Raw genomic sequence first — 19,383 nt, 5'->3', positions numbered from 1 at the left:
GGTCACAGCCGCCGGCCCATGAGCACGTCGTCGACGTAGGCGCCGTCGAGGAGGAACTCCCCCGGCTGCACTCCCTCGACAACAAACCCCTCGGACGCGTACAGCGCGCGGGCCGGGGCATTGTGCCCGAGCACCCGCAGGCTCAGCCGCCGTGCGCCGCGCCCGCGCGCCTCCTCGACGGCGGCCCGGATCAGCGCGCGCCCGAGCCCCCGCCCGCGTGCCTCCTCGGCGACGGCGAGGCCCTGGATCTGCAGGACGTGCGCGTTGGAAGCCAGCGGGGTCGGGCGGGCGATGCGGACATAGCCGACCAGCCGCCCCTCGGTCTCGGCGACCAGGTAGTCCCCCGGGAGGTGGCGCTCGTCGAAGAACGGCTTGTACGGCGGCTCCGGTCGCGGCGACACGGCGTGCAGGGTGGACCAGGTGGCCCGGTCGAGGACGGCCAGTTCCTCTTCGTCGGCGGCCACGGCGATGCGTATGTACGGCTCCGGCATGGCGATCACCTTACGGCGGGCGGCCGGAGCGCCTCACGCGTATTTCGGGCGGGCCTGCCGGGGCCGCGGGCATGCTGGGGCCATGGAGCGTATGCGAATCGCCGTGGCCGGCGCGTCCGGGCTCATCGGCAGCGCCCTGGTGCGGTCCCTGACCGCGGACGGGCACGAGGTGGTGCGACTGGTGCGCCGGGCGGCTGCGGGCCCGCACGAGGTCTGCTGGGACCCCGTGGGGCAGTACGTCGACGCGGCGGGGCTGAGCGGCTGTGCCGCGGTGGTCAATCTGGCCGGGGCGGGAATCGGCGACCGGCGCTGGACGCCGTCGTACAAGCGGCTGCTGCGGGACAGCCGGGTGCTGGGTACGGCCGCGCTGGCGGAGGCGGTGGCCGCGCTGCCCGAGCCGCCGCGGGTGTTCGTCAGCGGCAGCGCGATCGGCATCTACGGCGACACCGGCGACCGGGTGGTGGACGAGGACGCGCCGCCGGGCGACGGTTTTCTGCCGTCGCTGTGCGTGGAGTGGGAGGAGGCGGCGGCGCCCGCGCGGGAGGCCGGCGTGCGGACGGTGTTCGCGCGGACGGGTCTGGTCGTGGCGCGGGGCGGCGGTGCGTGGGGGCGGCTGTTCCCGCTGTTCCGGGCGGGGCTCGGGGGGCGGCTGGGTGACGGGCGGCAGTACTGGTCGTACATCGCGCTGCACGACGAGGTCGCCGCGCTCCGGTATCTCATCGACCACGGCACGCTGTCCGGGCCGTTCAACCTGACGGCCCCGCAGCCGCTGACGAACCGTGAGATCACGGCGGCGATGGCACGGGTGCTGCGCCGCCCGGCGCCGTTCGCGGTGCCCGCACCGGTGCTGCGGGCGGTGCTGGGCGAGCTGGCCGGGGATGTGCTGGGGAGCCAGCGGGTGGTGCCGAAGCGGTTGTTGGGGGCGGGGTTCCGTTTCGCCTTCCCTGGTATCGATGACGCGATCCGCTCCGCGGGCTGAGAGGAGAACCTGCAACACGGGCGAACAGACGTGACCGTATGCGACCTCCATGCGACCGTGCCCTGTTGATGCGCGACTGTTTGCGACCGATCACGGCCCTAACCTCGACCCGAACTCGGGTATCCCCGGAGCCAGTTGGGGGCATGACGTCTCCACCGGCCGCGCAACCACAGGAGGGGCCTCGTGCTTGAGCCCGCGTACCAGGTGGACGTCGTCATCGTGGGAGCCGGAATCGCCGGACTCTCGGCGGCTCATCGGCTGACCAGCGCAGGAATCTCAACCGCAGTCCTGGAGGCCGCCCCGTACGTCGGCGGCCGCATGTCGACGGAGAAGGTCGACGGCTTCCGGCTCGACCGCATCGGACAGCTGCTGTCCACGTCCTACCCCGAACTCCGCATCACCCCGGGCCTGGACTCTTTGGTGCTGCGCACCTTCGCGCCCGGTGTCCTGCTGCACCGCGACGGACGCGCACAGCGCGCCGGCGCACCGGCGGCCGGAGGGAGCGCAAGGGGCGCACTCCATGTGGTGCGCGCCCTTGCAAGCGCCCCCAGGGGGCCGGCGGCCACCCCGGGCCGGGTCGGCGCGCCGGTGGGCGGCGCGGTCGACCAGGCCCGGCTCGGCACCGCCCTCGGCCGGATCGCCACCACCCCGGTCGAACGCATCCTGGCGCGCCCGGAGATGCCCGCCGGACAGGCCCTCGCCCAGCGCGGGATGCCGGGGCGCACGATCGACGGCTTCCTGCGCCCGCTGCTCGCCACGCTGCTGTGCGACCCGGATCTCAGCACCTCCAGCCGGTGTGCCGACCTCGCACTGCGGGCCTTCGCGAGCGGCCGGCTGTGTGTGCCGGAGGGCGGCGCGGAGATGCTGCCGGTGCTGCTGGCGCGGGCCCTGCCGCCCGGCACCGTGCACACCGGGGTGCGGGTCACGTCGGTCTCCACGACCGCGGTGACGACCGCCGAGCACGGCGAGATCCGCTGCCGGGCGGTGCTGCTGGCGACGGACGCACGGGCCGCGGCGGAGCTGCTGCCGGGCCTGCGGGTGCCGGACTTCCACCCGGTGACCGTGGTCCACCACACCACCGACGATCCGGCGGCGGCCTTCTCGGCGGGTACCTCGCTGCTGCTGGACGCCGACCGCGGCGGGCCGGTGGCACACACGGCGGTGCTCAGCAGCGTGGACCCGAGCCGGGCGCCGGTCGGCCGGGTACTGATCTCCTCGACGGTGCTGGGCACCCCGCCCGAGGGCACCGACACCGCGGTGCGCATCCACCTCGCCCGGCTCTACGGCACCTCGACGCGCCGCTGGGAGACGCTGGCGGTCCACCACACCCCGGAGGCCGTCCCGGCCATGCGCCCCCCACACGACCTGCGCCGCCCCGTGCGCCTCCTGGCGGGCCTGTACGTCTGCGGCGACCACCGCGACACCAGCACGGTCCAGGGCGCCCTCCACTCGGCCCACAGGGCCGCGAGCGCCATCCTGGCCGACCTGGGCGCAGCTGGTTCCCTGCACCGGGCCGACCCGGCACCGACGTTGCCGCGGGCGGCGTAGGAGAGTGCGGCACCGCCGGTCACCCGACCGGTGGCGCCGGACCCTGTTCAGCCCGCCCTCATGCCAGCGCCGCCACCTTCTCCCGGTACCCCCTGACCGGTGCCGCGTCCCGGTACGGCTCCAGCCGGCGTTCGAAGTCCCGCACGTACTCCACCGCGCGAGCGCTCCGCATCTCCGCGGCCTGCCCCGCCGCCTCGGCGGCAAGCGCGCACGCCTGGTCGAGTTCGCCGAGCCCGAGGCGGGCCGTGGCGAGGACGACCCGGCAGAAGAGGCGGCTGCGGGCGTAGGAGGGGGCCCGCAGCTGCAGCGAGCGTTCGGCGTGCTGGGCGGCCGCCCGGAACTGCTGCAGATCCCGGTGGCAGTGCCCGAACTCGTCGGCGAGCTGCGCCTCGTCGAAGAACTTGGCCCAGTACGGCACCTCGTCGCCGGGCCGGGCCGCCTCCAGGGCGCGCTCGGCCCGCACGAGCGCCGCCGTGCACGCCCGCACCTCGCCGAGCACGCTGTGCGCCCTCGCCTCGGAGGCGTGCAGCAGCGCCTGCACGACCGGCGGGCCACCCGTGCCCGCGCCCTGCTGGGCGACCCGGGCCAGCTGCACGGCCTCCCTGCCGTGGCCGAGGTAGACGGCCTGGCGGCTCATGGTGACCAGGACGTACGAGCCGTACGCACGGTCACCGGCCGCCTGCGCGAGCCGCAGGGCCTGCACGAAGTAGCGCTGGGCGAGGCCGTGCGCGGCGATGTCGTACGAGGTCCAGCCGGCGAGCCGGGTCAGGTCGGCCGCCGCGGCGAACAGGCGGCGGCCGGTCTGCTCGTCGTAGGTGCCGCGGAGCATCGGCTCGCACTCGTGCTCCAGATAGCGCACCAGGGCCTGGCGGGCGTGGCCGCCGCCGAACCGGTCGTCGAGGGTGCGGAACAGCTCGCCGACCGAGCGCAGCGCATTGATGTCACCGCCCGTGACCTTGTGGCCGGGGGCCCGCTCGGCCTGTCCGCGGGCCCGGGGCGGAACCGGCAGCACCGGCCGGACCTGGGGCTTGGCCGGGGCCGGGCGACCCTGCGCGGGCACCCGGGGTGCCTGTTCGCGGGCCACCTTGTCGTCCGGCTTGCCGATCAGCCAGTCCCGGCTGGGCACCACGAGCCCCGCCGGGGTGAAGGCGATCTTGCGCAGCTCGGCGTGGCTGCCTGAGTCCTTGCGCCACAGCCCGCTGACGATGTCGACGGCCTCCTCCGGGGTGGCGGCGAACTCCAGCCCGGCGTACACCGGCGCACACGCGTCCAGGCCCAGATCCTGGGCGGTGAGCCGGCGCCCGAGCCGGCGTGTGAACACCTCGGCGATGAGGGCGGGGGTCGTACCGCGCGGCTGCTGTCCGCGCAGCCAGCGGGTGACCGAGGTCTTGTCGTATCTGAGGTCCAGCCCGTGCTCCAGGCCGAGCTGGTCGACGCGACGAGCCAGACCCGCGTTGGAGAACCCCGCCTCTGCGATGAGCGCGGCGAGCTGGCGGTTGGGGGTGCGCTGCGCGGGTCGGTCCGTCATCTGCGGTGCGGTCTCCTGCCTTCCGTGCTTCTGAAGTGCCCGGATTGCCTTTGAGCAGCCCTTATGGCCGCACGAACGGCGTGAATGTAGCGGAGAGTGAACAGGTGATCACAGTCTTCCCTCCGCATTCATCCGATCGTGTGAGGAACGCCCGCAGGGCTGACGTACGCCGGTCGGTCGTACAGTGGCGTGGGCGCGCTATGTGCCTGACACACCGGTCGCTGAGGGAGGCGCTTGCCGTGAGTGAGTTGCGGTTCGTCCGCATGGGGTTCGGTGCGGATGCCGTCGATTACCAGGAGGCGTGGGACGAGCAGCGGCGGGTGCACGCGGCCCGGTTCGCCGACGAGGTCCCGGACACCGTGATCCTCCTGGAGCACCCCCCGGTGTACACCGCCGGCCGGCGCACCGAGGACAGCGAGCGCCCGCTGGACGGCACCCCGGTCGTCGACGTGGACCGCGGCGGCAAGATCACCTGGCACGGCCCCGGCCAGCTGGTGGGCTACCCGATCCAGAAGCTCCCGCGCCCGGTGGACGTGGTCGCGCACGTCCGGCGCCTGGAGGAGGCCCTCATCCGCACCTGCGCCGAGTTCGGCCTGGAGACCACCCGGGTCGAGGGCCGCAGCGGCGTGTGGGTGCTCGGCGACCCGGTCGAGCAGCGGCCGGCCCTGGGAGGGCTGTCCCTGGACTTCGACCCGCGCCTCGCCGACGAGGAGTTCGACCCGCGGCTGAACGGTCCCGAGTACGCCCCCTCCAACGCGGGCCAGCGCCGCGAGGACCGCAAGATCGCCCAGATCGGCATCCGGGTCGCCAAGGGCGTCACCATGCACGGCTTCTCGTTCAACGTGAACCCCGACATGAAGTGGTTCGACCGGATCATCCCGTGCGGCATCCGGGACGCGGGCGTGGCCTCCCTCGCGAGCGAGCTGGGCCGGGACGTCACGATCGAGGAGGTCCTGCCGGTGGTCGAGAAGCACCTCAGGGACATCCTGGAGCACGCGGAACTGAAGCCGCGGGAGATCGAGAAGGCCTCCGCCTGATCCACCGCCGGGGGGAATGCGCCCTGCGGCTGTGGGGTTGGCCTCACCGCCAGGGCGTGCAGAGCACGGGCGTACGCTGGTGTACGCCGAAGAATCAAAGCTTAGGGAGCCGGTCGTGTCCGCAGTCGCACCCGACGGACGCAAGATGCTGCGCCTGGAGGTCCGCAACAGCCAGACCCCCATCGAGCGCAAGCCCGAGTGGATCAAGACCCGGGCGAAAATGGGCCCCGAGTACACCAAGATGCAGAACCTCGTGAAGAGCGAGGGCCTGCACACGGTCTGCCAGGAAGCCGGCTGCCCGAACATCTACGAGTGCTGGGAGGACCGCGAGGCGACCTTCCTCATCGGCGGCGACCAGTGCACCCGGCGCTGCGACTTCTGCCAGATCGACACCGGCAAGCCCGAGGCCCTGGACCGCGACGAGCCGCGCCGCGTCGGTGAGTCCGTGGTCACGATGGACCTGAACTACGCCACCATCACCGGTGTCGCCCGCGACGACCTGAAGGACGGCGGCGCCTGGCTGTACGCCGAGACCGTGCGCCAGATCCACCAGCAGACGGCGGACCGCGAGGGCGGCCGTACGAAGGTGGAGCTGCTGGCTCCCGACTTCAACGCCGTTCCCGAGCAGCTCGCAGAGGTCTTCGCCGCCCGCCCCGAGGTCTTCGCGCACAACGTCGAGACGGTCCCGCGGATCTTCAAGCGGATCCGCCCCGGCTTCCGTTACGAGCGCTCCCTGAAGGTCATCACCGAGGCCCGCGACTACGGCCTGGTGACCAAGTCCAACCTGATCCTCGGCATGGGCGAGACCCGCGAGGAGGTCAGCGAGGCGCTCAGGCAGCTGCACGACGCGGGCTGCGAACTGGTCACCATCACCCAGTACCTGCGCCCCTCCGTCCGGCACCACCCGGTCGAGCGCTGGGTCAAGCCGCAGGAGTTCGTCGAGCTGAAGGAGGAGGCCGAGCAGATCGGCTTCTCCGGTGTGATGTCCGGCCCGCTGGTGCGGTCGTCCTACCGTGCCGGGCGCCTGTACCGGATGGCGATCGAGAAGCGTGGTTCCTACATCGCCGTCCAGGCGGTGTGAGGCCAGCGTGTGAATTCACGCACAAGCACTTACCGGCCAGTAATGGCCGAGTCGACGCGGTCCTGACCGTCCTCGCTGATGAGGGCGGGCATCAGGGCCGCGTCAGCGTTTCAGGGCTCTGTATCAAGGCTTCATTGGCGTTTGACCGGTCGGACACGCCCTGGTAACACCAATCAGTGACTCTGGTATCACGCCCCGTACACCATCCGATCCGAGGGGGGACCTCGATCATGCAGGCCGCGCCCGTACGCGCCACCGCCATCCCGTCCTTCACCGATGCCCTCCGCGCCGTCGAGTCCCTGCTCATGAGCGGCGGCCAGCGCACCGCCCGCCGCAACGCGTGGACCTCCGTGCTGGAGGACCGCCGGCGCGCCAAGGACCGGGTCGAGGCGCAGCGTGTCCTGGAGCAGGCCGCCGACCGCTCCTGACCCGCGCCGCCCCGGGCACTGCCGTCGTCCGCACTCCCGGGGGCACGTAGACTTCGTGGCATGGCGAGGAAGGAAACCGCGGCGGACGCCGCGAACGCAGGGCGACTGAAGCAGATCGCTCTCACGTACAAGATGACCCGCAAGGCCGACAAAAAGATCGGTCTTGTACTCGCGGCCGTCGGCATCGGCACCCTCGGTGTCTTCCTCGCGATCGGCTTCCTGATCGGTCACCCGATCTACCTGGGCATCTTCGGCCTGCTGATCGCTCTGCTGGCGACGGCCATCGTGTTCGGCCGCCGGGCCGAGCGGGCCGCTTTCGGCCAGATGGAGGGCCAGCCGGGCGCCGCGGCCGCCGTGCTGGACAACATCGGCCGGGGCTGGACGACCACTCCGGCGGTGGCGATGAACCGCAGCCAGGACGTGGTGCACCGGGCGGTCGGGAAGGCCGGCATCGTGCTGGTCGCCGAGGGCAACCCGAACCGGGTGAAGGGCCTGCTGGCCGCCGAGAAGAAGAAGATGAACCGCATCGTCGCGGACGTGCCGGTACACGACGTGATCGTCGGCAGCGGCGAGGGGCAGGTCGAGCTGAAGAAGCTGCGTACGACGCTGCTGAAGTTCCCGCGCGTGCTCACCGGTCCCCAGGTGACGGCCACCAACGACCGGCTGCGGGCCATGGGGGACCTGATGAGCAACATGCCGGTGCCGAAGGGGCCCATGCCCAAGGGCATGCGGATGCCGAAGGGCCGCTGACCGTTACACCACCCCGCCCGATCAGCTGGGCCGGAACTGGGGGCCGTAGGTGCCCGGGGCGTCGGGGAGGGGGGTCTCCATCAGTTCCACTGCCGGGTCCTCCATGGCGCGCATGGCGCGTACCGCCGCGCCCAGGCTGCGGCCGCCACCGCCGCCCCACGCCTCGTCCAGGGAGTCCAGCACCGCCCAGTAGGTGCTGTCGAACTGGTCCAGCAGCCGCTGGACCTGGGCCGGCGGGCGGGGCCAGCCGTCGGGTGGGACCGCGGCCATGGGGCGGGCGTCGGGGAAGGGTACGGACGCGCCGGTGAACTGCCAGCCCTGGGAGGTCCGGCTCAGCCGCCGCCCGTGGTAGATCTCCGCGAAGGCGTAGTAGTGCGCCGGGTGGTCGTCCTCGAAGGCGTTGGCCGGGGAGCTGGTGGTGCCCTCGCCCTGCTCCCTGACGATCTCCAGGGAACGGTCGACGTCGTCGAGGCCGGTGACCGGCTCCAGCACGTCGGAGCCGATGCGGTCGGAGAGCTGTCCCTCGGCCGACAGATACGGCGCGGTGCGCCGGAACGCCTCCTGCAGGTCGCCGTAGAAGCCGCCAATGGTGGGCGAGTGGGCCGCCGTGCGGGCGAGCGGGGCCTCGGGGGCTTCGATCGCCATCATCACGTCGCGTACGTAGTCCCTGGTGAGGCCCGAGAGGTACACGTGCACCCCGGCGCGCACACCGCCGGGCAGCGGGCCGGGATAGTGCAGCGCCGCGTCCCTGATCCGTGGCCGCCCGCCCACGGCCACGAGCAGGTTGCAGACGACGCCCAGGTGGTACATCTCGTCGCCGACGATGCGCCGGATCAGCCGCGCGGCCTCGCCGCGGCGGTCCCTGACCGACCACCAGCCGCACAGGTACGGCGGGATGGTGGCGAGTTCGAGCCGCACGGCGATGTCCAGGGCCGCGCGGATCCACTCGATCCCGCGGTCGCCCTCGGGCACGGCGAGCAGACGGGCCATGGAGCCGCGGCCGGGCCCGGAGCCGGGCAGCGAGCCCGGCGCGGCGCCGGGCGTGGCAGCCGGACCGTCGGGCGGCCCTGCGGCTGCCGGTGCGACAGCGGGCGGCGGTGCCGGAGCGGTGCCCGGGACCGGTGCGGTGGCGGCCAGGGCGGCCGTTGCCAGGAAGCCTCTGCGCCCGACCGGGGCGGCCGTCGGCCCGTCCGGATGTTCGCTCGTGCCCGTCACCTTGCCTCCGCTCCGTCCTGCCCCGCCTGCGCACACGGCGGCCGGGGCCTCTTCGACAGCTCGCGAAGCTAGCAAGCCGGCGCGGCCGTTTCCGGGACGTCCGGCCGCCGGTGTGGCGCGGACCGGCCGCTGACACGCCGCCGAACGGAGCATCCTGCCGGTAATCGGCTCATGCGCTCCTAGCCTTCCGAATGTGACAAAACGCCATATCCCGTACGTTGCCTGCAGCACCGCAGTCCTCGGCGCGCTCCTCGGCGCCGCCCCGGCGTCGGCCGATCCCCAGGTGCACGTCGTGCATCCGGGTGAGTCGATCCAGAAGGCGGTGGACGCCGCGCGGTCCGGCGACACGGTGCTCGTGCAGGCCGGCACGTACCACGAAAGCGTCGAGGTGACCACGTCCGGGATCACGCTGCGCGGCGTGGGCCCGGACACCGTGCTCCAACCGGCCGCCGACAAGGCCGGGAGCACCGAGAAGGCCGGGAAGAGCTGCGCGGGGCAGGGCAACGGCATCTGTGTGGTCGGAGCCAAGAACCAGCCTGTCCGGGGCGTCACCGTCGCCGACCTGACCGTGACCGGTTTCTCCAAGATCGGTGTGGTCGCGGTGGGCGCGGACGGCCTGACCGTGCGCGCGGTGACGGCCGACAAGAACGGCCAGTGGGGCATCGCGGAGGAGCGCTCCACCCGCAGTGTCTACCGGCAGGACATCGCCCGGTCCAACGGTGACGCCGGCCTGTTCCTCGCCAACACCATCACGGCCGAGCAGGGCGCCGCCGACACCGGGGGCACCGTCCTCGAACAGAACCGGCTGGAGGACAACCGGATCGGCATCACCGTCCGCCGGCTGCGCAACCTCACCGTCAAGCAGAACTACATCACCGGCAACTGCGCAGGCGTCTTCGTCGTCGGCGACGAGAACAAGCCGAGGACGGGCGCCCTGACGGTCAGCCACAACCTCATCGAACGGAACAACAAGTACTGTGCGGCGACCGCACGGCTGCCCTTCCTGCAGGGCTCCGGCATCATCCTGACCGGCGCCGAGGACACCGTGGTGACGCACAACGTGGTCGGCGCCAACTCCGGAGCGTCCCCGCTGTCGGGCGGGATCGTCCTGTTCAAGAGCTTCGTGGGCGCCACGAGCGAGCGGAACCGGATCTCGGGCAACCGGCTGGGCGGCAACGGCCCGGCCGACCTCGTGAACCAGGAAGCCGCCAAGAGCAGCAACGTCTTCCAGCGCAACGTCTGCGGGACCTCGAAGCCCGCGGGTCTGTGCTGACCGGACGGCCGTACCCCACCCAGGCGCCGTACCCCACCCAGGCAAGGAAGGAAGGCGGCACATGACCGCACCATCCCCCGAGCTCTCGGCTCCCTGCGCGCAGGGCGCACCCCCGTCCCCGCCGCCGTCGATGCGGCTGAGAGAGCTCGTGTTCGGGGCGGCGTGCGCCGCCGCCGTCCGCGCGGCCGCCCGGCTCGGGGTCGCCGACGCCCTCGGGGACGCTCCGACGGCCGTGGAGGACCTCGCGGCCGCGGTGAAGACCGAGCCGAAGCCGCTGCGCCGGCTGCTGCGTGCCCTGTCCTGCTACGGCGTCTTCGCCGAGCACCCGGACGGGAGGTTCGGCCACACCGAGATGTCCCGGCTGCTGCGCGAGGACGACCCGCACAGCCTGCGCGACATCTCGCTGTGGTGCACCGAGCCCTGGACGTGGGACGCCTGGCCGAAGCTGGACGAGGCGGTGCGCACCGGCCGCAACGTCGTCGAGGGCCTCTACGGCAAGGAGTTCTTCGTCTATCTGAACGAGGACGCCCCGGAGTCGGCCGATGTCTTCAACCGGGCTATGACCACGTCCAGCGAGCAGTCGGCGCGCGATGTCGCCGCGCTGCTGGACCTGTCCGCCAGCAGGTCGGTGGCGGACCTGGGCGGCGGGCAGGGACACGTGGTGGCCAGCCTGCTCGACAAGTACCCGGCGATGCGGGGCTGGCTGCTGGACCTGCCGCGGGTGGTGGAGAACGCCCTGCCCCGGCTGCGCCCGGGCGGCGACCTCGCGGAGCGGGCGCGGATCGTGCCGGGTGACATCCGCGAGTCGGTCCCGGTCGAGGCCGACGTCTACATCATCAAGAACATCCTGGAGTGGGACGACGAGTCCACGGCCAGGCTGCTGGGCAACGTCGTCGAGGCGGGCGGCCCCGGCGCGCGGGTCGTGGTCATCGAGAACCTCGTCGACGACACCCCGTCGATGCGCTTCAGCACCGCGATGGACCTGCTGCTGCTCCTGAACGTCGGCGGGGCCAAGCACACCACGCAGAGCATGGTCGGGCGGCTGGAGGCGGCGGGCCTGACGGTCGGTGAGATCCGGCCGGTCAACCCCTATCTGCACGCGTTCGACTGCACGATCCCCATGTGAGCTGCGCATCCTCGCCGCACACCAGTGCCGGGGCCGCATCGGAGGCGGGCCCGGCACCGGTGTCCGGGAGGGGGATCAGACGCCGGCGTCGCGCTCCCAGAGGTAGAAGCGCTGTGCCATCGCGTCCTTCGGGGACCGCCAGGTCTCCGGGTCGTACGCGCTGACGTACGCCGAGAGCCGCTCGCTGACCCCCTTGAACTCGGGGTGCGAGGTGACCTTGGCGATGGCCGGTCCCGGCTCGCGCTCGGACTCGATGAGGTGCATGTACACATCGCCGAACTGGAAGAGGCTGCGCCGGACGACTCCGACGAGGTGCGGCAGCTCTCCGCGGTCCGACTCCGCGAACACCTTGGCGATGTCGGGGGCGGAACCCGGGGCCATGCGGGCGACGATCAGGGCCTGGTGCACGGTCGTGTCCTCCGTCCGGCTAGTCGGCCAGGGCCGGGGCGGGCCGGTGACCGGCGGCCGCCTTCTCGATCTTGTCGCGGATCAGGGCCATCTGGACCTTGGAGTTCTTGTTGATGTTGTCGGTCATCCAGGCGTCGTCGACGGGGGCGTCCGGCTTCATCGCGAAGTCCTGGGTCCACACCATCCGGGTGCCGGCCGGTACCTCCTCGTACCGCCAGTGGATGTTCATGTGGGCGAAGGGGCCGGTCTCGACGCGGCGGGCGGTGACGGTGAGGCTGTCGCGGTCCGGTTCGCGTTCGGAGACCCAGCTCCAGACGGTGCCGTTCTCGTCCGGGTGCATGGTCAGCCGGAACGTCGTCTTGTCGCCCTCTCTCTTGAGGACCTCCACCGACGCGTACTCGCTGAACAGCTGGGGCCAGCGCTCCAGGTCGTTGGTCATGTCCCAGACCAAATCCAGCGGGGCGGCGATGGTGATCTCGTTCTGGGTGTGTCCTGCCATCTCAGGCTCCTGCCATCAGGGTGCTGTTGACGAGGTTGAGGAACTGCTGGGGCGTCTTGCAGCGCTCCGCGTCGACCGGCATCGGGGTGCCGTGTGCGTTCTCCAGCTCGCCGACGATGCCGAGCAGGCCCAGCGAGTCGACGCCGAGGACGTCGAAGCCGGTGTCGGGCTTCTCCTGGAGCTGCTGGGGGCTGACGGTGACTCCGGCGGCCTTCTTCATCAGCGCGGCGAGTTCTTCCACGGTGATCTGGGACATGCGCTTTCCTCCTTTGCTGTGCTCACTGCGCGGCGCCGTGCCGCAGCACCAGCGCAGAGTTCGACCCCATGAGCCCGCGGCTGAGCACCAGTGCCGTGCGCAGCTCGGCGGGCCGGGCGCGGCCGGTCACGAGGTCGAGGTCGTGGCAGACGTCGAAGACGTTCGGCGTCGGCGGGATCAGGCCGTGCTGCAGGGCGAGCGCGGCCGCCGCGGTGTCGAGCACGGGGGCGGCGCAGTATCCCCGGCCGATTCCGGTCTTCGGGGCGGTGACGGGCACCCGGGTGCCGTGCTCGCCGAGGGCGTCGGCGATGGCCAGTGCCTCGGCCCGGTCCGCCTCCGGCACGCCGAGGGCGTCGGCGAAGACGACGTCGACCTCCTCGGGGGCGCAGCCGGCCTCCCGCAGGGCCTGCCGGATCGCGTGGGCGAGGCCGTCGCGGGACTCCGTCCAGCGGGAGGCGCCGGTGAAGGTGGCCCCGTGTCCGGCGACGAGGGCCCGGACGTCGGCGCCGCGGTCGCGCGCCGTGCCCGCCGCCTCGATCACGAGCATCGCGCCGCCCTCGGCCGGCACGAACCCGCAGGCGCCCTCCGTGAACGGCCGGTAGGCGCGGGCCGGGTCGCTCTCGCGGCTGAGTTCCTCGTAGCCGAGCTGGCAGACCATCGAGTACGGCGCGAGCGGTGCCTCGGTGGAGCCGGCCACGATCGCGTCGGTGCCGCGGCGCACCGCGCGGGCCGCGTGGGCGAGGGCGTCGAGACCGCCGGCCTCGTCGGAGGCGACGACCGAGCAGGGTCCCTTGAAGCCGCGGCGGATGGAGACCTGGCCGGTGCTGGCGGCGTAGAACCAGGCGATGGACTGGTACGGCCCGACGAACCGGCTGCCCTTGCCCCACAGCTGCTGGAGTTCGCGCTGGCCGAACTCGCCGCCGCCGGACCCGGCGGCGGTGACCACGCCGATGGAGTAGGGGGCGTCCGGGGTGTCGGCCTGGCCGAGCCGGGCGTCGTCGAGCGCGAAGTCGGCGGCGGCCATGGCGTAGTGCGTGAACCGGTCGGTCTGGACGAGGAAGCGCTCCTCGATCGTGGCCGCCGGGTCGAAGGCGCGGACCTCGCCGGCCACCTTGAGGGGAAGGTGCTCACAGCCCTCGCGGGTGATCCGGTCGAGGACGCTGAGGCCCTCCTGGGTGGCCTTCCAGAAGGTGTCGGTGCTGGTGCCGTTGGGCGCGACCACCCCGATACCGGTGACGGCCGCCTGCCGGTCCTGTGGTTCGCTCATCGTGTCCTCACTCCCTCGGCCGGGTCAGGATCACCGCGGACTGGAAGCCACCGAACCCGCTGCCCACGGACAGCACGCTGGTCAGCCGGCGTTCGCGGGCGACCCGCGGGACGTAGTCCAGGTCGCACTCGGGGTCGGGGATCTCGTAGTTGGCGGTGGGGGGTACGACCTGCTTGGCGAGGGCCAGCACGCAGGCGACCAGTTCTATGGCGCCGATCGCCCCGAGGGAGTGCCCCACCATGGACTTGATGGAGCTCATCGGGGTGTCGTAGGCGTGGTGGCCGAGGGCCCGCTTCACGGCCGCCGTCTCGTGGCGGTCGTTCTGCCGGGTGCCGGAGCCGTGGGCGTTGACGTAGTCGATCGCCGTCGGGTCGAGCCGGGCCTGGTCGAGGGCGGTCTTGATGGCCCGCGCCATCTCCAGGCCCTCCTTGGTCAGGCCGGTCATGTGGTAGGCGTTGCCGAAGGTGGCGTAGCCGCCGAACTCGCAGTAGACGCGGGCGCCGCGGGCCCGGGCGTGCTCCAGTTCCTCCAGGACGAGCACCGCGCCGCCCTCGCCCATGACGAAGCCGTCACGGTTGTTGTCGAAGGGCCGGGAGGCGTGCTCGGGGTCGTCGTTGTTCGGGGAGGTGGCCTTGATGGCGTCGAAGCAGGCCATGGTGATCGGGGAGATCGGCGAGTCCGCGGCCCCCGCGATGCATATGTCGGCCCGGCCTTCCTGGACGGTGTGGAAGGCGTATCCGACGGCGTCGAGTCCGGAGGTGCAGCCGGTGGACACCGTCTGCACCGGACCCTGAGCGCCGAAACGTTCCGCCACCGCGGAGGCCGCGGTGCTCGGCGAGAACGCCCGGTGCAGCTGCGGCTCCGCCTTGTGGTGGTCCACGTCCCAGCGCTGCCCGCGGCTGCTCACCAGGACGTAGTCGTGCTCCAGGCGGGTGGTGCCGCCGACGGCGGTCCCCAGGGAGACCCCGACCCGCCACGGGTCCTCCCGGGCGATGTCGAGACCGGAGTCCCGGACCGCCTCCTCCCCGGCGACCAGGGCGAACTGTATGTACCGGTCCGCCCGCTCCACCTGCTCGGCGTCCAGACCGTGCGCCGCGGGGTCGAAGTCGCACTCGGCTGCTATCCGCGACCGCAGCCCGGCGGGGTCGAAGAACGTGATGCCGCGCGTCGCGGTACGGCCTTCGGCGAGCAGATCCCAGAACGCCGGCACGCCGATCCCGCCCGGGGCCACGATGCCTATACCGGTCACCGCCACGCGCCGGGTCATGATCGGGCCTGCCCCGCCTCGGCGGCGACGGCCACCGGCTCCGTCTCCTCCGTGTCGACATGGCCGAGGCTCGGTCGCGGGGCCAGCGGCCCCAGGTGGAAGACGATCCGCGCCTCCACATTGCCGACGTTGCGGAAGCGGTGGCGCATGTTCATGGGGATCATCAGGCCCTGCTCGGGCCGCAGCGGGTGCGGCTCGCCGTCCAGGTCCACCTCCAGCTGGCCACAGACGACGTACACGAACTCCTCGGAGTACGGGTGGTAGTGCTCACCGATGCGGTCGCCCGGCTGCACGATGGCCACGCCCATGAAACCGCTGGTCGAGCCCACCGTGGCCGGGGTGAGCATGGCGCGCAGATCGCCGCCGCGCCGGGTGTTGGGCTCGACCTCGCTGAGGTCCACGATCTTCGGAAGGGGTTTGATCACGACAGTCCTCCGTGAGTGTGGTGCGGCTGTGGGTCTCAGGCGTCCGGCGAGCGCCGGTCGGTGACGAGCTGCATCCGGACGACCTCGCCGTCCAGCAGCGCGGTCAGCGGGGCCGCCGGGGCGACGTCCACGGCCACGCCGGCACGGTGGTCGACCAGCCGTACGACGACGTCGTCCCGCTGGAAGATCGTGCTGCGCAGCACCGGGCTGCGCGGGTCCTCCGCCGCCGCCTCGTCCCCCTGCGCGAGCAGTTGGGCCAGCTCCATCCCGCGGCCCGGCCGGGTCGGGTAGTACAGCGCGAGCCGCTCGCCCTCGACCAGCTCGTCCGCGGTGACGTGGTGCACGGCCGGCAGCGCCGCCCGGGTGAAGAACACCCGCGCCGACTCCTGGTCGTTGAGGTCCCGCTCCTGCTCCAGATACGGGTTGATGGCCTCCTCGACCGCTCTGACCTCGGGCTGCCGGGCGACGTGGCGCAGCGCCGCCAGCAGGTCTCCGCGCACCTCGATGGCCCGTACCACCCGGTTGCCGTGCATGAACAGGGAGGTGCGGCACAGCCGGGTGTTCTCGTCGACCCGTGCCTGGGGCGAGGCGTAGTCGGCGAGGATCTTCGCGACCTTCGCCTCGCTGCCGGGCTTCACCGTGAAGGTGAGCGCGTGCCGGATCACGCCGTCGCCGATCCTCGGGGAGGCCTGGAGCCGGCGCCGGCCCGCGGGGGCGGCCGCCGCCTCGCCGCCCGTCTCGCGCACGATGTGGAAGCGCAGCGACCGGGTGTCCCGGACGCAGCTGTGCAGCGGCTCCACCATGCGGACGTGCTCCTCGCTGTTCACCCAGGCGAGGAACGGCGGGGCACTCTCCCACTCACTGGTGATGAGCCATTGGGACGGGTTCTCGATCGACTGGCACAACTGGTCGCTGACATGGCCGGGCACCGACGCGACCTGGTTGCACAGTTGCTCGTAGGCCTCCAGGAACTGCTGCTGGGCGCCGTCGTATACGTCCACCAGCAGGACGACCCGGAGACGGGAGCCGTCGAAGACGGATTGCGAGACCCGTTTCGACACCTGCCGCGCCAGCTGTTCCGAAACCTTTTCCGACGTGGTGGTCATACTGCGCACATCTCCTTCAGGGGAGCAGAGGGGCAACGCCGCCCGTGACGCGACGTCAGCGTTCCTTGATCCTGTTCCTGTCCTCCGGAGTGCGCGACTCGTGTGAACCAGGAGGGTGATTGAGCACGCGAAGCCCCTTGGAGGGGGCATGGAAACTCCTAGGCCCTAGCTGCCCCACACCCCCGCCCCTGCCTCTGGAGTCGTCGATGCAGCACAAAGCCGATCACCACGTGCCCGTCCTTGTCGTGGGCGGCTCGCTGGTGGGCCTGTCCCTGTCCCTGTTCCTGGGCCGTCTAGGCGTCCGCCACATGCTGGTCGAGCGGCACTCCGGGACCTCGATCCACCCGCGCGGCCGCGGCAACAACGTGCGGACGATGGAGCTGTTCCGGGTGGCCGGCATCGAGCCGGACATCAAGACGGCGGCGTCGCTCCTCGCGGACAACCACGGCATCCTGCAGACCCCGACGCTGGCCGGGGACGCCGGCGAGTGGCTGTTCCGGGAGATCGATCCCGGCGGGGGGCTGGCCCGGTTCAGCCCCACCAGCTGGTGTCTGTGCAGCCAGAACGACCTGGAACCGGTGCTCCTGGACGGGGCCCGCGCCCTGGGCGGCGACCTCAGGTACTTCCACGAGCTGGAGTCCTTCGCCCAGGACGCCGAAGGAGTGACGGCCTACGTCCGGGACCGCGACAGCGACGGCCTCTACACCGTCCGCGCGGACTACCTGGTCGCGGCCGACGGCCCGCGCAGCCCCGTCCGGAACCGGCTCGGCATCGGGCAGAGCGGCCCCGGCGACCTGTTCGCGAACGTCAGCGTCACCTTCCGCTCCAAACTCCTCGCCGACGTGGTCGGCGACCGCCGCTTCATCTGCTGCTACCTCACCGACCCCGAGGCCGACGGCGCCCTGCTGCCGGTCGACAACAAGGAACGCTGGGTCTTCCACGCCCCCTGGCACCCGGAACACGGTGAGACCCTGGAGGAGTTCACCGAGGAGCGGCTCACCCGGCACATCCGCCGGGCCGTCGGCGTCCCCGACCTCGACGTCGAGGTCACCGGCAAGGCGTCCTGGCGCGCCGCCGAACGCGTCGCCGAACGCTACCGGCACGACCGGGTGCTGCTCGCCGGCGACTCCGCCCACGAGATGTCCCCGACCGGGGCGTTCGGCTCCAACACCGGGATCCAGGACGCCCACAACCTGGCCTGGAAGCTGTCCGCCGTCCTCGACGGCTGGGCCGGTCCCGGGCTGCTGGACACCTACGACACCGAGCGCCGGCCCGTCGCCCTCGCCACCAGTGCCCGGGCCTCGGCCCGCTCCGTGGAACACAGCCACCCCGGCTTCGCCCCCGCGCCCGGCATCGGCGGCGGCAAGCGCGGTGGCATCCTCAACGTGGTCCTCGGCTACCGCTACCCGCAGGGTGCCGTCGTGGGCGCCGACCCGGACCAGCCGGTCGTACCGGACGCGCTGCGCCTGGCCGGGGAACCGGGCAGCCGGGCCCCGCACATGTGGCTGCGCCGCGCGGGCGGGCGGATCTCCACGCTCGATCTGTACGAGCGGTCACTGGTGCTGCTGAGTGACGCTTCGACGCGAGCGGGGGCGGCCTGGCGGGCGGCTGCGCTGCGCATCGCCGAGACGGACGGGGTACGGCTCGAGGCGCACCGGATCGGCGGTGCCGGTGCGGAGGCCGAGCTGACGTACGACGGCCCGGACGGCGACTGGGCAGGGGCGCACGGTACGACGGCCGAGGGGGCGGTGCTGGTGCGGCCGGACGGGTTCGTGGCGTGGCGGGCGATGGACGCGGCACCGGACCCGGAGGCGGCGCTGCGCAAGGTACTGGGGGCGCTGCTGCGGCGGGGCTGACCCGATCCGGGTGCCTGGGCCGGGCCGGCGGGGACGGGGCGCGCGACTCGGCGCTTGCGAGGTGCCGCCGGCGTGGCTCGGCCGCAGCCACGGCGCGCTGCGAGCCTGCGGCGACCGCACCCCCTGGGGGCGCGGGGAACTGCGCGAGCGACCACGACGCGCCCGCACCCGGCAGACAGCAGGGCGGCCCCGGCTCAGACCCGCACTTCCACCGTCTTCGCGAGCCGATCGTGCAGGCCCCGCCCATCCCGGTCCCAGACCAGCGCCGGAATGGCAAGACACAGCAAGACCGTGCGGAGCATGCCCCGCAGCGGGCTGACCGTGCCCGTCTCCAGGGCCACCACCCGGATGCCGAAGAGCCGCTTACCCGGCGTGAAGCCGATCGTGCCGACGGTCAGCACGCTCATCACCAGGAAGACCCCGAGCGCCCAGTTACTCGTCGCGGGGACCTTGTAGCCGTGGGTGATCAGGCCGTATGCGATCAGGACGCTCAGCCCCCAGTCCACGGCGAGCGCGCCGACGCGCCGGCCGGGCCGGGCGATCGAGTTCGGCCCCTCCTCGGGCAGACCGAGCTGCTCGCCCCGGTAACCGAAGTCGGCACCGGCCTCTTCCATGGCCGCGCGGGGCCCGGAGAGCCACGATCCGAGTGCTTGCCTGTTGTCCACCCGACCACGGTACTGCGCCCGAAATGACCGGGGTACGGCGGGGTGTCCCGGGGCTAGGGTGGAACCGTGGCCGGTTAACTTCTGCGAAACAAACGGGTCACGCCCGAGAAATCACCCGTCCCTAGGGTCGAGACCAGCGTGTGCCACCGCACTGGCCGCACGAACGATCTACCACCCC

At 72.2% G+C, this 19,383-nt stretch carries 20 protein-coding genes; 9 read left to right on the top strand and 11 right to left on the bottom strand.

What is annotated here, in order from left to right; genetic code table 11:
* Positions 1 to 2 precede the first annotated feature (2 nt).
* On the bottom strand, positions 3 to 491 hold the full coding sequence (locus ACZ41I_RS03600) for a GNAT family N-acetyltransferase (protein WP_399773624.1): 489 nt from the start codon (positions 489 to 491) through the stop codon (positions 3 to 5).
* Between the two features lie 82 nt (positions 492 to 573).
* Here ACZ41I_RS03600 and ACZ41I_RS03595 point away from each other — a divergent pair, with 82 nt between their 5' ends.
* Entirely contained in the window at positions 574 to 1,470 is an 897-nt protein-coding gene (locus ACZ41I_RS03595) for a TIGR01777 family oxidoreductase (protein WP_399773626.1), read from the top strand.
* A gap of 183 nt (positions 1,471 to 1,653) precedes the next feature.
* Positions 1,654 to 3,018, top strand: coding sequence for an NAD(P)/FAD-dependent oxidoreductase (locus ACZ41I_RS03590; protein ID WP_468513053.1), 1,365 nt, complete (start codon positions 1,654 to 1,656; stop codon positions 3,016 to 3,018).
* 58 nt (positions 3,019 to 3,076) lie between these two features.
* Here the strand turns inward: ACZ41I_RS03590 and ACZ41I_RS03585 are convergent, their stop codons facing one another.
* A complete protein-coding gene (locus tag ACZ41I_RS03585) occupies positions 3,077 to 4,546 on the bottom strand; it encodes a regulator (RefSeq protein WP_399773632.1) in 1,470 nt (489 codons plus the stop codon).
* A 239-nt stretch (positions 4,547 to 4,785) separates the two neighbouring features.
* Between ACZ41I_RS03585 and lipB the strand changes: the two genes are divergently transcribed.
* The 4 genes from lipB (at position 4,786) to ACZ41I_RS03565 (ending at position 7,842) form a co-directional block, all read left to right on the top strand.
* Entirely contained in the window at positions 4,786 to 5,583 is a 798-nt protein-coding gene (lipB, locus tag ACZ41I_RS03580) for a lipoyl(octanoyl) transferase LipB (protein WP_363218054.1), read from the top strand.
* A 115-nt stretch (positions 5,584 to 5,698) separates the two neighbouring features.
* Entirely contained in the window at positions 5,699 to 6,664 is a 966-nt protein-coding gene (lipA, locus tag ACZ41I_RS03575) for a lipoyl synthase (RefSeq protein WP_468513052.1), read from the top strand.
* 230 nt (positions 6,665 to 6,894) lie between these two features.
* Positions 6,895 to 7,092: an SCO2195 family GlnR-regulated protein gene (locus ACZ41I_RS03570; protein ID WP_069781302.1), complete on the top strand. Its 198-nt coding sequence runs from the start codon at positions 6,895 to 6,897 to the stop codon at positions 7,090 to 7,092.
* Positions 7,093 to 7,152: 60 nt separating this feature from the next.
* Entirely contained in the window at positions 7,153 to 7,842 is a 690-nt protein-coding gene (locus ACZ41I_RS03565) for a DUF4191 domain-containing protein (RefSeq protein WP_363218056.1), read from the top strand.
* 21 nt (positions 7,843 to 7,863) lie between these two features.
* Here the strand turns inward: ACZ41I_RS03565 and ACZ41I_RS03560 are convergent, their stop codons facing one another.
* Positions 7,864 to 9,057 carry a ferritin-like domain-containing protein gene (locus ACZ41I_RS03560; protein ID WP_468513051.1) on the bottom strand — a complete coding sequence of 398 codons (1,194 nt, stop codon included), beginning with the start codon at positions 9,055 to 9,057 and terminating at the stop codon, positions 7,864 to 7,866.
* A gap of 193 nt (positions 9,058 to 9,250) precedes the next feature.
* Between ACZ41I_RS03560 and ACZ41I_RS03555 the strand changes: the two genes are divergently transcribed.
* Both ACZ41I_RS03555 and ACZ41I_RS03550 read left to right on the top strand, forming a co-directional pair.
* Positions 9,251 to 10,330 (top strand): right-handed parallel beta-helix repeat-containing protein, encoded by a 1,080-nt coding sequence (locus ACZ41I_RS03555; RefSeq protein ID WP_468513050.1) that lies wholly within the window; start codon positions 9,251 to 9,253, stop codon positions 10,328 to 10,330.
* A gap of 61 nt (positions 10,331 to 10,391) precedes the next feature.
* Positions 10,392 to 11,456 (top strand): methyltransferase, encoded by a 1,065-nt coding sequence (locus tag ACZ41I_RS03550; RefSeq protein WP_363218059.1) that lies wholly within the window; start codon positions 10,392 to 10,394, stop codon positions 11,454 to 11,456.
* A 75-nt stretch (positions 11,457 to 11,531) separates the two neighbouring features.
* Here ACZ41I_RS03550 and ACZ41I_RS03545 read toward each other — a convergent pair whose 3' ends face one another.
* The 7 genes from ACZ41I_RS03545 to ACZ41I_RS03515 are packed head-to-tail and all read right to left on the bottom strand — an operon-like array spanning position 11,532 to position 16,684.
* A complete protein-coding gene (locus ACZ41I_RS03545) occupies positions 11,532 to 11,864 on the bottom strand; it encodes a TcmI family type II polyketide cyclase (protein WP_468513049.1) in 333 nt (110 codons plus the stop codon).
* Between the two features lie 19 nt (positions 11,865 to 11,883).
* The gene (locus ACZ41I_RS03540; protein ID WP_363218061.1) at positions 11,884 to 12,363 is read right to left on the bottom strand and encodes an SRPBCC family protein; all 480 of its coding nucleotides are present in this window, start codon (positions 12,361 to 12,363) and stop codon (positions 11,884 to 11,886) included.
* 1 nt (position 12,364) lies between these two features.
* Positions 12,365 to 12,619: an acyl carrier protein gene (locus ACZ41I_RS03535; protein WP_351244748.1), complete on the bottom strand. Its 255-nt coding sequence runs from the start codon at positions 12,617 to 12,619 to the stop codon at positions 12,365 to 12,367.
* Between the two features lie 22 nt (positions 12,620 to 12,641).
* Positions 12,642 to 13,886, bottom strand: coding sequence for a ketosynthase chain-length factor (locus tag ACZ41I_RS03530; RefSeq protein ID WP_363218062.1), 1,245 nt, complete (start codon positions 13,884 to 13,886; stop codon positions 12,642 to 12,644).
* 7 nt (positions 13,887 to 13,893) lie between these two features.
* Complete coding sequence (locus tag ACZ41I_RS03525) at positions 13,894 to 15,153, bottom strand: beta-ketoacyl-[acyl-carrier-protein] synthase family protein (RefSeq protein ID WP_363218063.1); 1,260 nt, start codon at positions 15,151 to 15,153, stop codon at positions 13,894 to 13,896.
* Positions 15,150 to 15,578, bottom strand: coding sequence for a cupin domain-containing protein (locus ACZ41I_RS03520; RefSeq protein ID WP_363218064.1), 429 nt, complete (start codon positions 15,576 to 15,578; stop codon positions 15,150 to 15,152). The genes ACZ41I_RS03525 and ACZ41I_RS03520 overlap by 4 nt, the downstream gene beginning before the upstream one ends.
* Positions 15,579 to 15,613: 35 nt before the next feature.
* On the bottom strand, positions 15,614 to 16,684 hold the full coding sequence (locus ACZ41I_RS03515; protein ID WP_363218065.1) for a SchA/CurD-like domain-containing protein: 1,071 nt from the start codon (positions 16,682 to 16,684) through the stop codon (positions 15,614 to 15,616).
* A gap of 206 nt (positions 16,685 to 16,890) precedes the next feature.
* On the opposite strand from ACZ41I_RS03515, the gene ACZ41I_RS03510 reads away from it, so the two are divergent.
* On the top strand, positions 16,891 to 18,540 hold the full coding sequence (locus tag ACZ41I_RS03510; RefSeq protein WP_468513048.1) for an FAD-dependent oxidoreductase: 1,650 nt from the start codon (positions 16,891 to 16,893) through the stop codon (positions 18,538 to 18,540).
* A gap of 194 nt (positions 18,541 to 18,734) precedes the next feature.
* Here ACZ41I_RS03510 and ACZ41I_RS03505 read toward each other — a convergent pair whose 3' ends face one another.
* Positions 18,735 to 19,205, bottom strand: a complete 471-nt coding sequence (locus ACZ41I_RS03505; RefSeq protein ID WP_363218067.1) for an RDD family protein — start codon at positions 19,203 to 19,205, stop codon at positions 18,735 to 18,737.
* Positions 19,206 to 19,383 lie beyond the last annotated feature (178 nt).

The sequence above is a fragment of the Streptomyces sp. NPDC030799 genome, assembly GCF_055572255.1.
Note: the sequence above shows the minus strand (reverse complement) of the source record. Positions and strands in the feature narration are given on the sequence as shown.

What these genes read in the sequence shown, in the direction of transcription:
- ACZ41I_RS03530 (WP_363218062.1), bottom strand. Translation starts at nt 13,886, where the DNA reads ATGAGCGAACCACAGGACCGGCAGGCGGCCGTCACCGGTATCGGGGTG.
- ACZ41I_RS03510 (WP_468513048.1), top strand. Translation starts at nt 16,891, where the DNA reads ATGCAGCACAAAGCCGATCACCACGTGCCCGTCCTTGTCGTGGGCGGC.
- ACZ41I_RS03535 (WP_351244748.1), bottom strand. Translation starts at nt 12,619, where the DNA reads ATGTCCCAGATCACCGTGGAAGAACTCGCCGCGCTGATGAAGAAGGCC.
- ACZ41I_RS03540 (WP_363218061.1), bottom strand. Translation starts at nt 12,363, where the DNA reads ATGGCAGGACACACCCAGAACGAGATCACCATCGCCGCCCCGCTGGAT.
- ACZ41I_RS03600 (WP_399773624.1), bottom strand. Translation starts at nt 491, where the DNA reads ATGCCGGAGCCGTACATACGCATCGCCGTGGCCGCCGACGAAGAGGAA.
- ACZ41I_RS03565 (WP_363218056.1), top strand. Translation starts at nt 7,153, where the DNA reads ATGGCGAGGAAGGAAACCGCGGCGGACGCCGCGAACGCAGGGCGACTG.
- ACZ41I_RS03595 (WP_399773626.1), top strand. Translation starts at nt 574, where the DNA reads ATGGAGCGTATGCGAATCGCCGTGGCCGGCGCGTCCGGGCTCATCGGC.
- ACZ41I_RS03525 (WP_363218063.1), bottom strand. Translation starts at nt 15,153, where the DNA reads ATGACCCGGCGCGTGGCGGTGACCGGTATAGGCATCGTGGCCCCGGGC.
- ACZ41I_RS03550 (WP_363218059.1), top strand. Translation starts at nt 10,392, where the DNA reads ATGACCGCACCATCCCCCGAGCTCTCGGCTCCCTGCGCGCAGGGCGCA.
- ACZ41I_RS03585 (WP_399773632.1), bottom strand. Translation starts at nt 4,546, where the DNA reads ATGACGGACCGACCCGCGCAGCGCACCCCCAACCGCCAGCTCGCCGCG.
- ACZ41I_RS03570 (WP_069781302.1), top strand. Translation starts at nt 6,895, where the DNA reads ATGCAGGCCGCGCCCGTACGCGCCACCGCCATCCCGTCCTTCACCGAT.
- ACZ41I_RS03515 (WP_363218065.1), bottom strand. Translation starts at nt 16,684, where the DNA reads ATGACCACCACGTCGGAAAAGGTTTCGGAACAGCTGGCGCGGCAGGTG.